General features: G+C 46.5%; 13 protein-coding genes. 5 read left to right on the top strand and 8 right to left on the bottom strand.

Translation table 11 applies throughout. The features are described 5' to 3' along the window. Positions 1-464: 464 nt before the first annotated feature. Together JGK14_RS10190 and JGK14_RS10185 are read right to left on the bottom strand one after the other, a co-directional pair. Positions 465-644 (bottom strand): hypothetical protein, encoded by a 180-nt coding sequence (locus JGK14_RS10190; RefSeq protein ID WP_293181086.1) that lies wholly within the window; start codon positions 642-644, stop codon positions 465-467. Positions 645-893: 249 nt separating this feature from the next. Beyond that, complete coding sequence (locus JGK14_RS10185) at positions 894-1856, bottom strand: glycosyltransferase family 9 protein (protein ID WP_293181175.1); 963 nt, start codon at positions 1854-1856, stop codon at positions 894-896. A 170-nt stretch (positions 1857-2026) separates the two neighbouring features. Between JGK14_RS10185 and ispD the strand changes: the two genes are divergently transcribed. Then, complete coding sequence (gene ispD, locus JGK14_RS10180) at positions 2027-2725, top strand: 2-C-methyl-D-erythritol 4-phosphate cytidylyltransferase (RefSeq protein ID WP_293232781.1); 699 nt, start codon at positions 2027-2029, stop codon at positions 2723-2725. Positions 2726-2998: 273 nt separating this feature from the next. Next, the gene (locus JGK14_RS10175; RefSeq protein WP_293196839.1) at positions 2999-3646 is read left to right on the top strand and encodes a Uma2 family endonuclease; all 648 of its coding nucleotides are present in this window, start codon (positions 2999-3001) and stop codon (positions 3644-3646) included. Positions 3647-3809: 163 nt separating this feature from the next. Here JGK14_RS10175 and JGK14_RS10170 read toward each other — a convergent pair whose 3' ends face one another. Continuing rightward, on the bottom strand, positions 3810-4742 hold the full coding sequence (locus JGK14_RS10170; RefSeq protein ID WP_293206748.1) for a LysR family transcriptional regulator: 933 nt from the start codon (positions 4740-4742) through the stop codon (positions 3810-3812). Between the two features lie 475 nt (positions 4743-5217). Here JGK14_RS10170 and JGK14_RS10165 point away from each other — a divergent pair, with 475 nt between their 5' ends. From JGK14_RS10165 to JGK14_RS10155, 3 genes are all read left to right on the top strand, one after another. Further along, the gene (locus tag JGK14_RS10165; RefSeq protein ID WP_293206749.1) at positions 5218-5511 is read left to right on the top strand and encodes a hypothetical protein; all 294 of its coding nucleotides are present in this window, start codon (positions 5218-5220) and stop codon (positions 5509-5511) included. Between the two features lie 123 nt (positions 5512-5634). Further along, complete coding sequence (locus JGK14_RS10160; RefSeq protein WP_293181071.1) at positions 5635-5889, top strand: hypothetical protein; 255 nt, start codon at positions 5635-5637, stop codon at positions 5887-5889. 320 nt (positions 5890-6209) lie between these two features. Beyond that, the gene (locus tag JGK14_RS10155; RefSeq protein WP_293181068.1) at positions 6210-7298 is read left to right on the top strand and encodes a tetratricopeptide repeat protein; all 1089 of its coding nucleotides are present in this window, start codon (positions 6210-6212) and stop codon (positions 7296-7298) included. 202 nt (positions 7299-7500) lie between these two features. On the opposite strand, the gene JGK14_RS10150 is transcribed toward JGK14_RS10155, so the two are convergent. From JGK14_RS10150 to JGK14_RS10130, 5 genes are all read right to left on the bottom strand, one after another. Beyond that, positions 7501-9714: a phosphoketolase gene (locus tag JGK14_RS10150; protein ID WP_325315032.1), complete on the bottom strand. Its 2214-nt coding sequence runs from the start codon at positions 9712-9714 to the stop codon at positions 7501-7503. A 93-nt stretch (positions 9715-9807) separates the two neighbouring features. Then, positions 9808-10065 (bottom strand): hypothetical protein, encoded by a 258-nt coding sequence (locus JGK14_RS10145; protein WP_293181062.1) that lies wholly within the window; start codon positions 10063-10065, stop codon positions 9808-9810. A 14-nt stretch (positions 10066-10079) separates the two neighbouring features. Beyond that, positions 10080-11318, bottom strand: coding sequence for a COP23 domain-containing protein (locus JGK14_RS10140; RefSeq protein ID WP_325315031.1), 1239 nt, complete (start codon positions 11316-11318; stop codon positions 10080-10082). Positions 11319-11320: 2 nt separating this feature from the next. Next, positions 11321-11980, bottom strand: coding sequence for a S1 family peptidase (locus JGK14_RS10135; protein WP_293203224.1), 660 nt, complete (start codon positions 11978-11980; stop codon positions 11321-11323). Between the two features lie 11 nt (positions 11981-11991). Continuing rightward, positions 11992-12570: a COP23 domain-containing protein gene (locus JGK14_RS10130; protein ID WP_293181053.1), complete on the bottom strand. Its 579-nt coding sequence runs from the start codon at positions 12568-12570 to the stop codon at positions 11992-11994. Positions 12571-13349: the final 779 nt, after the last annotated feature.

The raw sequence follows: 13349 nt of genomic DNA, 5'->3' as shown, positions 1-13349 counted from the left end.
TTTCTCAAGTTCTTTCGCTTCAAGTTTCTTTGTTAAAATGCTCATGAACTCGTCCCCGGCTGCCTTTGATTTATGAGTTGTGTTTGATTCCAAGCTGTTCAAGATCATTGACTACCCCTGTATATAGCTTTGTAGTGATTCTCATACTTTAGAGGTAGCGCTGCTGAATTGTCTACAGTATTTTTACGTAAAAAATGAAATGATGTGAATTCAGACAACTTCTGACAGCCCTGTTCGAGCTATATTAATGTTATACGAAGGTTGTTACCACTTTTTTATTAGCTAGATTTCAGGCTTTTGTGAAGCAATTATTTCCTGAACAATTGACACCCTGTGATTCCTATCACTTGTTTTGTGTTGTGGCTTGGTGTCACATATTGCTTGGTGGAGCTAAATTACTGCTTGTACTAAGCTTGGTGCCACTCTTTCCTTTGCTCAATTTCTGCTTGTTCCGAATTCAAAATTTATTGATCTAATTTCTTTGTTTCCGGCTGTTTCGACTTTTTGAAAGTATCTTCAGCCATCAATAAAGTGGGTGCATCTGGTTTTTGAAGAGGGCGAAGCATGACCGGATATAAGTTATTAGTTATAATCCCATATTGATTGCGGTCATGCTTCGCCCCTACAGATATATTTGCTTGCATTGAGATGCACTCAATAAAGCTTCTTCGCGGTGGAGAATAATCGCAGTTTTTCAGTATATAGTGGAGCGAGCGAAAGATGAAGTATTGACCAATCAATCCCTCAATCCCTCAATCCCTCAATCCCTCAATCCCTCAATCTAAAATCTAAACTTCTGCCTCATCTTTTTGATAAAGACTATACAAGGGGCGGGTTAAGCAAGCCAACTTCCAGACAACAGATAATTCCCGTACAAAACCCGCCCTCTTAAATTAGCCTCCCCAAACTTTCTTCAAAACCTCTTGAGGAGAAATGTCAGCCATTTTACCAGTAGGAGATTTAATTCCCAAAAAGCGATCGCTCTTGGGCAGCAATTTTGCAGGTTCAGTCGGGCCGAACAAAGCTATTGTATAAGTTTGAACCGCCACAGCTAAGTGCATCGGCGCACTGTCAGTACACATCATCAAATTAGCAGCAGCAATGGTGGCCGCCAACTTGCCGACATCATCCGGCGAGATAACTTTTACACTCGGACAGAGTTCGACTAACTTTTTCACGAAGGCTTCATCTTCGGGCCCTTTCACCACCACAACGGGTAAATTTGGCTGCCGCTGCTGGCAGTCTTTGATGATTTGCTGCCAGTTGTCTATTGGGTAAATTTTGTCAATACCTTTAGACAAAGCTAGCTGACTCGAACCGCCGTGAATTAGAATGTAACCGCTTTCTTTGATTCCCAACCGCTGCTGTTCGGCTTCCGCCCACTGAATATCCTGTTTTGGTACACTAATTGCGATCGCAGGACTTGGATTGTTAATGTTGAATCCTTGGAGCAAATCGTGGTACATTGAAGCCGCGTACTGGTCTGTTTTCAGAGGTACCGAATCGGTGAGAAATCGAGCGCCGTTGGTTCCAGAATACCCAACTCTCTGGGGAATGCCTGTCAGCCACAGCAGAAGTCCTACAGTCCACCGCTGGCCGAGAGAAACAACTGCTTCGTATTCGCGATCGCGAATTACGCCCAGTAAATTTCCCAAATCAGCCATCGCATTGCGATCTTTGAAATTGTACGTCAAGACTTCTTTGACAGACTTGCAGACTCGGTAAGCGCCCTTCGCCCTCGGTTCCACGATGACATCAATCTGAGCCTCAGGATAAGACTGCTTGAGGTCATCAAGGGTAGGGAAAAATAAAATTTGGTCGCCAATCCCGCCTGGGACAAGTGCTAGTATTCGCATCATAAACGATCGGGCTATTATCTATCGAGGTAGCTCTCAGCGATCGGCTTTCAGCTATCAGCTTATAGTATTTTAAGACGTTAAAAGCTACTGGCTGACAGCAAAACAACTGACTGAAAATTACAGGACGCTTTTAATATATACCTAGTTGGGTGAAGAAGGGTTAGTTAATGCACTTATTAATTCCTGCGGCGGGTTCGGGGCGACGGATGGGTAGTCAGCGGAACAAACTGCTGCTGACTTTGCTGGAAAAACCTTTGCTGAGTTGGACTTTGGCCGCCGCTGAAGCTTCGCAGCAGATTAGCTGGATCGGCATTATGGGCCAGCCTGAAGATTTTCCTGATTTTAAGGCAATTCTGGGCGATTTAGCTTTGCTCAAGCCCGTGGAACTGATTCAAGGAGGGGCTACCAGGCAAGAGTCAGTTTACAACGGTTTGCAGGCCTTGCCGCCAAATGCCGATCGCGTGTTGATTCACGACGGCGCCAGGTGTTTAGCAACTCCTGAATTGTTCGATCGATCTTCAGCAGCTCTCTTAAGCTGTCCGGGCTTGATTGTCGCCGTCCCGGTCAAGGATACGATTAAGGTGGTGGATGAGTCTAGAATCGTGCGAGACACACCGGACAGAAGCAATTTATGGGCAGCCCAGACTCCCCAAGGATTTGAAGTGAAATTGTTAAAGCAGTGTCACCAACAAGGGCGGGAGAAAGGTTGGGAAGTTACAGACGATGCAGCTTTGTTTGAAAAATGCGGTTTACCAGTGCAAATTGTGGAGGGGGAAGAGACAAATTTAAAAGTTACAACGCCCGTTGATTTGGCGTTAGCTGAATTCATTTTGCGGCAGAGAACAGATAATACCAATTTAATGTGAAGTTGCACATATCTCGATCCCCCTAAATCCCCCTTAAGAAGGGGGACTTTGAGCGGAATCTTGTCCCCCCCTTATTAAGGGGGGTTAGGGGGGATCGGATTCGGGAGCAGCCTCATAAAAAATTGGTATAAGAGTAAATAAAATTTGTTGACTATTTTTAAGAACGGGCTTTCCGGCCCGTTCCACAATCAATAATTTTATTAATTGTGGAACAGGCCGGAAAGCCTGTTCCTTCTGTTATCCTAGAAATATCATAGCTGGAAGTAAAAAAATATGATTTCTGTTGCGCCGATCGCACCACCGTTACTCCGAGGCGAACAGCGAGTGGTGTTTAGAGATATTACTTGGGAGGGTTATCAACAACTGCTCCAGATTTTGGGCGATAAACGAGCGGCTACATTGACATTCGATCGAGGGACTTTAGAAATTACCATGCCTTTAGAAGAACACGAATTTTCAGCACGCTTAATCGAGTTTTTGATTCGGATTTTGGTGAGAGAACTAGGTTTAAAGATAAAAACAATGGGTTCGACAACCCTCGATCGATCGGATCTAGAGCGCGGTGCAGAACCCGATAATGCCTATTACATCCAAAATCAGCCCCTCGTAGCCGGTCGTACAGTAGATTTAGCAACAGATCCGCCACCCGATTTAGTCGTAGAAATAGATATCACCCATACTGATATTAACAAGCCTGCTCTCTATGCCAGTATGGGAGTACCGGAGTTGTGGCGGTACGATGGTAGAGAATGGCGAATTTATAAGCTGGAGAATGATGAGTATTTGGAAGTATCTGTTAGCCCCACTTTTCCGATTCTCCCCAAGTCCAAGCTCTACGAATTTTTGGCAGCAGCACAGGTAGATGAGGTAGAAGCGGAGGTGAATTTACGCAACTGGGTGAGAGAGAACACTGACGGTTGATTGATATTATTGGTTGTTCGTAATTATGGAGCTAGATTTTTTTTAACCGCAGAGGAACGCAGATAAACGCAGATAAAATCCCATCCGCGTTCATCCTTGTTCATTCGCTGAGATCTGCGGTCAAAAAATCCAAATCTATGCAATAACCAATAACTTAGGTTTATCATGAAGGATTAATCGGAAAATCAGTATCATATTCAATCTCTGTCGCACTTTTAACTAAATCCAAAAACGCAAACACGGCCGGAATTAACAGCGCATCCTTCAAAACAGCCACTCCAATTACCCTTTCAAAAGCCACCGGTAAACTGCAAACTTTTACCTCAGCAGGTATCGGTTCGGCCGCCAAACGCGGCATAATTGTAGCACCCAAACCGCCCATCACCATACTGACGATAGTTGAATCTTCGCTGAGTTCGTAAGCAATATTTAAGGGAAACTCCGAAGTTGCTAAATATTTGCGTAGGGGTATAGAACAAGCAGTTTCCGGCGGCTGCAAAATCAGCGGATGATTTGCTAATTCTTCCCAAGTAATTTTTCCACTTGATAATTTAGCAGTTGGTGGCAACAACACAACGTATTTATCCCGCAAAATTTCTCTACTTTCAAATTCATCTGAGATGGGAAGAGAAACAAAGCCGATGTCTGCTTTGCCCGATCGCAAAGCTTCCTCCACAGCCTGGGTATAATAGACTTCGGTAATGCTGACAGCAATCTTGGGAAAGCGATCGCGAAATTGAGCAATAATACCCGGTAGAATATGAGTTGCGACGCTGCGAAACGTCACTATCCGCACCTGGCCTCCCTGCAAACCTTTTTCTAAATCCGCTTCTTTTACCATCATTTCTAACGATCGCACAATTTGACGCCCGTGAAGCACCACTCTTTCCCCCACCGGCGTCAGTTGAGCACCGTGTCGCCCCCGATGGAACAATTGCACACCCAATTCTGTTTCTAAAGAGGCGATGGCGTGGCTGACTGCGGATTGTGACAGTTCCATTTGCAAAGCCGCTTCGCTAAAGTTTTCACAGTCGGCTACTGCTATCAAAGCCTGAATCTGAGAGAGTTTCATCCGCCGTGTGTTGATGTCATTCATAGCGTTTCCTAGAAGGAAGAGTTGACAGTTGACAGTTGACAGTTGACAGTTGACAGTTGACAGAGGGAAGAAGGAAAAAAGAAGCATCTCAGTTGTGCATTTACAGTGTTCCGCTCAAAAAAGGTTCGTAGTACGGACTTTAGTCCGCTCTTTAAAAAATGCTTCTTGAAAAACTGAGATGCTCCCAGGAAAAAGGACTCGAAGGCAAGGTTTTCAGCAATTAATAACGTCCTACTAACTGTCGGGTGCGGTTGGTATATTTATCTATCGATTTTATTCATACAACCTATGCAAGTAATGACTTGATTGTTGTTTTGCCCAGAGCTAGGGTGGATTTATCAGGTAAAAGATTTAATTGTACAGGAGTTGCAGAGCTATCAAAAGTGCTGTAATTGCGAGCAAGTTATTGCTTCCTTTTAGCTGCGATTTTTGATTGTGCAATTTTTGTTTAATTAACAATTTGAAGGTGTTTGTTATGTCTACTTACGAAAAACGGCGGTGTCCCGAAAACACAAGCTTTATTTCGATTAACGAGCCAGCTAAATATGCCAAAAAGCCAAAAAGCCGATCGCTCTTTTCAGCTATCAATCAACTTTGGCAAGGTTTGCTCACCGCCGCTGCTGGCGAAAACGAGGTCAGAATTTGGCAAACCTGCGATCGCAATGGTAACACTTGCTGGCACGGTTGCGATCACGCGACTGGTCGCTATACCTGCGCCGCGACGGATGACGAAATACGCGCTTGGATCGATCGGCGTTATTGCCAATAGTAGATTATTGCTTGTGTGGGGGAGTTTCGATTGTTTGCGAGCAGCCAAGATTTTGATAAACCAGCCCGCCAGAAAATTCGGGGAAATTGTTGATTTTGGATAATTAATTCCAAAGGAGATGCTATGCTTCAAAGATATTCCGAATGTGCAGCGCCAGATCGCATAATCCTCATGAAAAACGAGGTGTATAGGTTGCCTCAAAATCATCGAGAAGTTCAAGTCTTGTCAGGAATTGCTTGGATTACAGTTGACAAACAGGACATCATCTTGCACAGTCCAGAAAAAATATCGCTTCCACCGAGCAAAAACTTTGCTGTCATCTCCGCTCTCAACTATATGCCGCTGATTATGGCAGTCTGTTCAACAGTTGACAGTTGACAGTTGACAGTTGACAGTTTGAGAGCTACCTCTACCCTTAAGTCCGAGTATTGGAGTAATGAATAGTCTGATTTTAATTTCTCCCGATCGGGCGGGCTTTCAACCAATTCTTTATGGTAAGACATAAGCCAAGCCAAGCCATTTTCGATTTTGGATTGAAGAAGTGGAATTGACTGCTTGTGCATGAGTTTGCAACTTGGTTAAAGTTGCATTCTTTGTTGAAACTGGTATCAGAGGCTAGCGACACAGAAAAAAACTTGGCAGAAACACCCCAAAGAGGTCTATCTTATTTATAAATGGGCTTTTGGAGGACTCGATCGGTGTATTGCCACTCTTACCGCTTCAGCTATCTCGCAGCTATAAGTATTGTGGTATCGCCCGCACTCAGCTTGCTGGAAATTTCAGACGCTCGGGCATTTGCCCCTATTATAAATGCCAGGCCAGCTCGATCGGGCGATTCCCTACGGGATAGCTTCGCCCCGCGTGCCCAAGCAACAGATCCCAAAACGGAAGCAGACAAACTCTTTGAAACAGGAGTCAAACAGCACCGTGAGGGTTTGTTTCGAGAAGCAATCCAGACTTTTGAGCAAGTTTTGGCAATTCGCAAGCAACTAGCCGACAAACCGGGAATCGGAGAAACCCTCAACAATATCGGGGAAGTTTACACCGAAATGGGTTCGCAGTCCAAAGCTTTGGAAGTTTTGCGACAAGCTTTAGCCATTCACCGAGAAATCGGCGAAGGGCCCCGCATTGCCCACACTCTCAATCTCATCGGTTTCGTCAACCGACTTGCGGACAATTTTGACGAAGCGATGAAACTGCACCAAGAAGCTTTGGAACTTGCAAAAATTGCCAACGACCAAATTCAAATAGCAGAATCTTTTCACAACATCGCGGCAGTGTACGCAGAGCAGGTAAATTACGCAAAGGCGATCGAATTTTACCAGCAAGCGCGGACGATTCGCACCACAGAGGGCGATCGGCGCGATTTAGGCCGTACCCTCAATAACATGGGCGGCGTCTATTACAACATCGGCGACTTTAACAGAGCGATGGAATTTTACCATCAAGCCTTAGCAATTCGCCGGGAAATCGGAGACAGGGCTGGCGTCGCCCGCCTCCTCAACAACATGGCACTTACCTGTCGCAAACAAGGCAAAGATACTCAAGCGTTGATCTATTTTCAGCAAGCAATACCGATGTTTGAAGCTATCGGTGACAAGACAAGTATGGGACGCTTGTTTAACAATATGGGCGCGATTTATGAAAGTCTCCGTCAATATCCTAAAGCTCTCAACTCCTACGAGCGAGCTTTGAAAATTGCCCGCGATGGCGGCGATAAAGCTGGAGAAACTACGGCGATGGAAGGCATTAAACGATTGTCGTCCGGGCAGTCTTTGCCACAATAATCGCAGGATCTAATTATCACTTAAGCGCTCTTTCTTGGATTATTCAAGAGCGCTTGCATCGCAACAACATACCTTTCTTGGTACGTAGTTGCGCTTAAGCGCTCTTTCTTGGATTATTAAACAGCGCTTGCATCGCAACAACATACCTTTTCAATCCTTAAGAATCTCCCGGTAACAAACCGGGAGACTTGAAAATTATAACCTAACCAACTAGCCCGATCGCCCTTTTAGTCAAAGCATCAGCCGTCAACCCATTAAACGCCATCAACTCACCAGCGCTAGCAGTGGTTTCCCCCCGCTTCCATGCGAAAGTATCGCGCGGGCAATTGCTGCGAAGCATCACCGGCTCCAACATCCCAGAAGCACCGCCTGTCACGCCAATCAAGGCATCTCCACCAAACATTTCGGCAAATTTCTCATCGCTCAAAAAGCCACCGTCAGCTTCCGAACAAGTATTCCAAGCAACATCGCTGGAACGGTACAAACGGCGGGGATTCACAACAGAAACAATCCGCACTCCCAAGCCTTCTTTCTCCAATGATGCCGCCGCTTCAAACACCGGCATTAAAGTCATATCGCCGACAACAGCAAACACAACTTTCTTATTTCCGGTTGTTTCGTGCAACACAATTCCACCATCTTCTAAACCTTGGCGAGTCTGTGCAAAAGTAGTACGAATTGGCAGCGGCGACTTGCTCGCAGTAATCACAACTCCCTTATTTCTGGCACTCAAAGCCCAATCATAACAAGCTTGAATGCTGTTAGCATCCGGTGGAAACAAAGGAAACACATTTCCGTTACGCATCATCGCCGCAAAATAAGCCTCAATTTCCGGGCGTTGGTGCGTCCAACCGTTGCGGCCTTGCTCCAATGCACCCGCTGTAAATAAGGTGACAGTTGCCGGAGTTGCACGGCGCAATTCTGCCATTGCTTGCGTTACTGTTTGCCAAATTGGTAAACCGTTGATGGCAAAAGATTCGTAGGAACACCACAAACTCCGCGCTCCAAATAGCGACAATCCTACTGCCAAACCCGCGCAAGCATCTTCGCTCAAAGGTTCGTAAACTTGACCGTTTGGCGATTGATTGTACAAATCATCCGTCGTCGGGTGAATGATTTTGAGAGCTTGGTTGATGTTGGCAATTGCTGATGCTTCGTTGCCGTCTGCATTGGTGACAAGAAAAGTGCGATCGCGCTCGCCGACAGTTCCCACCAAACGTCCCATTGCAGTTGTCGAAATCTTCGCTTCTCCACCAACCGCAAATTCTTCTAAAGGCAATTCTCCCAAATCTGCTAGCGGCAATGTAAACTCAGTAACAACGGTTTTCGCAGCAGGCCCGCCACCCGCACGTTCGCAATTTGTCCGCACCAACTGCCACGCCTCAGCAGTCAAAGCCCGCTGTTTTAAAGCGCTAATAATGTGTGGAGCATCGAGGGTATCTTTCGGATAAAGGTTGTGAGATTTTGCACCCAATGCGTGTACGCCTGCACCTTTTAACTGTTTGATAATAAACACAGTTAATTTGCCGCCGAGAGCAGATTTGGCTGCTTTGTCAACTCCTTGTAAAACAGCTTTGGTAAATGCCATCCGCTGTTCGAGGGAAAAAGCCGTGCTGTCAACATAAGCTTCCGGTTGATTTTTGTCATCAAATTCCTTAGCGTCAACTAAGATGACTTCTTTAAAACCGTTTCCTTGCCAATAAGCAATCATTTCAGCATTAGTTTTAGTCGAAACCATACTGTGATGTTCTTGGGAATATCCGTTCCAAACTAACACTGGCAAAAAGTTAGTAGCCTTTGGATAAGCAGTGTGAAAATGTCCCATGCTGCTCATCGGATAGGGTTCGCCCATCCCACCGTCGCCCATTGTGAAAGCAAACAGTTTGTCGGGGTGCAAAAGTGCGCCCGCCATTGCGAAATGCTGTCCTTGTCCGAGGGGGCCTGCTGGTGCTAAAAGGCCGGGAATGAAGCCGGAAAGATGTCCTAATAAACCGTCTTTTTCGCGGAATTTATCGCGCGCTTGCTGCACTTTGGTAATTCCCATGTCTTCTAAAGATCGATCGAGAAACATGGCACTATAAAATCCTGGCGCGTGGTGCCCGACTTCGGTGACAATGTTCTTGTGTCCCAACATCACCAACGCAGCGTAGGCCTCAGCTTGGCTGGCAAAACCCCCCGGATGTCCCGATGCCTTGCTGGCTGTGATTTGCAGCGTTAAGTAGCGCAGGGCGTCTGCTCCGAGCATCGTTTGAAAGACGGCGGCTGGATCTGCTGGATCGGCGATCGAATTGCTTCCTTGGGCGATCGCAGGTGTTTTCCCGTAAGTCTCAAAACCCGGCACATTCTCCGAGAAATACTGGATTCCTTCACAAAAACTAGGAATTGCTGACGTTGCCTTCGGCGTAGTTGCAGTCATGCTTCTTTATACCTGAAAAATTTGACTTGGATTAAGTAACAGTAATTTTATAGCTTTTGTGTTGCAAAAAATCATCACTTCTGCTATGTCGAATCATAAATCTGTCAAATATCTCAAATTTTTATAGCAATCCCCAAAACGGTGACAACTTTGTTGATTGCTGAAACCATTAATTTTATTCCCTCTTCCTTCTTCCGTCTTCCTTCTTTTTACCTTGAGCGAAGCCGAAAGGCTATCTGCTTTTTTTACTCTGAGCGCAACCTTTCTATCGCGTCCGATCGATTGACTCCAATAAGTAAGGTTTGTAGTGCGGACTTCAGTCCGCAGCATAAAGCGGACTGAAGTCCGCACTACAAACTGTTTCTTTAGGGCTCGGCAATATCTACATCTAGTCGTTCCCCAAGATTAATATAAATCGGAGCGCCGCTTTCAAAAAGAGACGGTCTAGCCTTTTGATTCGCCAACCAAACGAAGAAAGTGCTAAGTGCAGGAGCTGGATCTTGATCGCGGCGCAACGTGTAGATCAAACCTTCGCAGGGCCCGTTAATCCGGCTGCTCGTGCAAATCGCTTTTTGATTGTTTACCAGACCGACAGTGACATAATTAAGCTGTTTGTTGCGGTTATAATTATCTAGGCGTTGAGTCACTTGTTGACAGCGAGTCAGAGGATCGTAGCCAGCACTAGAAAAGAAATTAGAATTCCAGCGAATCCAAGGCTCTCTAAACCCTTGGGGATTTTGATATACAGTCACTGGTTCTCCTGTTGAGGTATCGCACACAAATCCCCCCCGCTGGAGATTCGGTTGAGTTTGGGGAGAGCTGCGGTTGATGGCAATATTGCTGAGAATATCAAACCCGTTAGGTAAGGTTTGCGATCGCAACGCCGTAAAAGCATCGATCGGGATGGCGGCATTCAACCCAGTTTTAATTTCCTCAGTCTGACCGTTCCACTGGCTCTGCACCGTACCAACAGTATCACCCTGGCCGTGAATTCCCACAACCCTGCCATCAGCATCAAATACAGGCCCGCCACTCATCCCACGCCTTGTCACAGCTTGATAGCGCAATCCGTACCCGGATGATGCGCGACCGACGCGAGAAGAGATAATACCAGCAGTAAATTCGAGTTTTCTTTCAGATCCAGAGGCGACTGGTAGCGGATAGCCAGCAACGTAAATAGTAGAACCGACAACAGCACGTTGCGATTCGCCGATCGGCGCTACTGGATACCGATCTCGGCTCTGAAACTGGATCAAAGCTAAGTCTATATCGCGATCGTTTTTCGGGAGTCGCTGTATTCTGATTGCTGTATAGCTTTTTTCCGAATGAGTGCGAATGCTGTATTCTTGGGCGAGACTTGCCACTACGTGATTCGCCGTCAGAACAGTGTAAATATTCCCCTGTTTAGCAATAATTACTCCTGAGCCACCAGCCGCAAAACCCAGCGTATTGTTCACTTCTACAGTTGTGAACATCGCTACCTCTGCAACTTCTTGGGCTGTTTTAGCACAAGCAGCATATTGTGGGCCGACAATTGCTGCCGCCGTTACTGCACCGGTCAAAATGACTGTCAGCGCATCAAACCGCAAACCCCACGAATTCATCGCTAACTCTCCACATGAGACGAGACGAACTGCAAATATGTACTGATAGGAATTCCCCAACTAGATTTAACCATCTTTTCCAATAATTCCGGCGTCGGTTCACTTCCATCTTCAAAAGCATAGACGCCAAAACCGGGATCTCGATACTTACCTCGACCGTTAATCCCAACCAAGAAACCTTTGGCATTAAAAATCGGGCCGCCGCTCATGCCAATTTTAACCTCATTTGTATAGCCCAAGCTATAGCCTTCAGGTAAAGATTTTGGCAGCAGCAGTTCTACGAACCCCTGCGCTACGGCCAACGCCCCAGTCTCCGCAGGGAATCCGGCCGCCAGCAGCGGCTCTCCCACCGCTGGCTGCTGCGCGCCAATCGGCGCTACTTTATACTCGATCGCGCTGCGAAATTTAGCGATCGCCAGATCCGTATCGCCCAGTCGCTGCGGAACTCCCAACAGTTGGTGGATCTGGCCGTCGCTCGTGATAATTGTGCGATCGCCCTTGTCGAAAGCCACAACGTGCCAGCTAGTCAACACAGTATACGTTTGTCCCTGGCGCTGGACGATCGCCCCAGAACCCGAGGATTTCGAGGTCTTGATGCGTATCGTCGCCTGTCGCGCCAAGTTTTCCACGTCACCCCCGGGAATTGGCAATGAGATTGGCAATTTTCCAGTCTTTACCGCAGTTCCGAGGGCCCAGAAAAAGGGGGCAGTTGCGCCCGATCGCCCATATTTTCCCCTAGTTTTTCCCCTAGCTTTTCTCTCACATCAATGTAAGGAATTTGGCTGCTTTCCTCCGTAGAGGGCATCCCCACCTGTCCTTGACGCCAAGCTAACAAATTATACAAAGAGCCGATCGGGTCTTGGCCCGGCCGCAGGGTATAAATCAAATTTTGGCACACACCATTGACTTGATTCGCCGTGCAGATGACATTTTGGCCGTTCATCTGACCAACGGTAATGTACCTCAGCATTCGGTTGCGGCGATAGCTTTCGAGGCGTTGGCTGACCAATTGACACCGAGTTGCCGGATCGTAGCCCGAACCGGAAAAATAATCAGAAGTCCACTCAATCCAAGGCTCTACTGCACCTTGAGGGTTTTGGTACAGCGTCACCGGCGCACCTGTCGAGGTGCTGCACCAAAATCCGCTTTCCCCCACTGTCGGCCGGGCATAACTTGGCGCAGAAGCCACTGTCAGAGCGCACAGGGCGATCGCTGCTGTCGCCAAAACTTTTGTTAATTGCTGTTCGATCATGTTTTCGCTCGATTTTTAGTAAATTTGTTACAAAAAGCACCTGATTCTGCGATAATAATCTTGATACGCAAGTTAATTAGAGATCCAAATCACAGCAAATTTCAGCTCGATCGACTGCACATCAGAAACTCGGAATCATGGCCGACACTCACAGGTGCAGCCTTACGGAAACCAGTTTTTTTTGTACTTCAGTTTGCTGAAATCTTCTGTATGTTGTTCGCTACTTGTACATTCCTTATCGCGGTGCTTTCGGCGCGGTTGTTGAACCATGCCACAATACGTGGCCAACTCTAAATTCTGTCGTCATTACTACTATCAAACTCAAGCTTTCGCCAACCGGAAAGAGGCTGTTACCTCAGACCTTGGAATAGCTAAATTTGCATCGGGTACATCACACCACTGACAAGGTATTTGATCTAACTTGTGATTTAAATCGCGAGGTCGATCTGCGGAGATACGAAGACGGCAGGGTTGCACCAATGAGGGGAAATACCCCTCTTGTGTAATCTAACACTAAAATAAAGGTATTAGCAAGCAATATTTCGGACATTTTTGATTGCCGACCGTAGAATCAGGGTTTCATGGCGATCCTCTGCGAGGGCTACGCTAACGAGGCACACGATACGCTTTCGGGTAAATCAAGGGTTTCAGGCTGCGATCTAAAAACTGTCCGGACTATTAAACAATAACTCTGAACTTATTTTCGTCTTCATACTGCGGAAATACTTCTAAGTGAGTGTAATTAGGGATTAAGTGCTTGCTACCACCAAAATTCTGCC

The sequence above is a fragment of the Microcoleus sp. PH2017_28_MFU_U_A genome, assembly GCF_020738035.1.
In the GTDB taxonomy this organism is placed as follows: domain Bacteria; phylum Cyanobacteriota; class Cyanobacteriia; order Cyanobacteriales; family Microcoleaceae; genus Microcoleus.
Note: the sequence above shows the minus strand (reverse complement) of the source record. Positions and strands in the feature narration are given on the sequence as shown.

Excerpts from the sequence above, each read along its gene's own strand:
- JGK14_RS10190 (WP_293181086.1), bottom strand. The coding sequence starts at position 644 with ATGCAAGCAAATATATCTGTAGGGGCGAAGCATGACCGCAATCAATAT.
- JGK14_RS10185 (WP_293181175.1), bottom strand. The coding sequence starts at position 1,856 with ATGCGAATACTAGCACTTGTCCCAGGCGGGATTGGCGACCAAATTTTA.
- ispD (WP_293232781.1), top strand. The coding sequence starts at position 2,027 with ATGCACTTATTAATTCCTGCGGCGGGTTCGGGGCGACGGATGGGTAGT.
- JGK14_RS10175 (WP_293196839.1), top strand. The coding sequence starts at position 2,999 with ATGATTTCTGTTGCGCCGATCGCACCACCGTTACTCCGAGGCGAACAG.
- JGK14_RS10170 (WP_293206748.1), bottom strand. The coding sequence starts at position 4,742 with ATGAATGACATCAACACACGGCGGATGAAACTCTCTCAGATTCAGGCT.
- JGK14_RS10165 (WP_293206749.1), top strand. The coding sequence starts at position 5,218 with ATGTCTACTTACGAAAAACGGCGGTGTCCCGAAAACACAAGCTTTATT.
- JGK14_RS10160 (WP_293181071.1), top strand. The coding sequence starts at position 5,635 with ATGCTTCAAAGATATTCCGAATGTGCAGCGCCAGATCGCATAATCCTC.
- JGK14_RS10150 (WP_325315032.1), bottom strand. The coding sequence starts at position 9,714 with ATGACTGCAACTACGCCGAAGGCAACGTCAGCAATTCCTAGTTTTTGT.
- JGK14_RS10140 (WP_325315031.1), bottom strand. The coding sequence starts at position 11,318 with ATGAATTCGTGGGGTTTGCGGTTTGATGCGCTGACAGTCATTTTGACC.
- JGK14_RS10130 (WP_293181053.1), bottom strand. The coding sequence starts at position 12,570 with ATGATCGAACAGCAATTAACAAAAGTTTTGGCGACAGCAGCGATCGCC.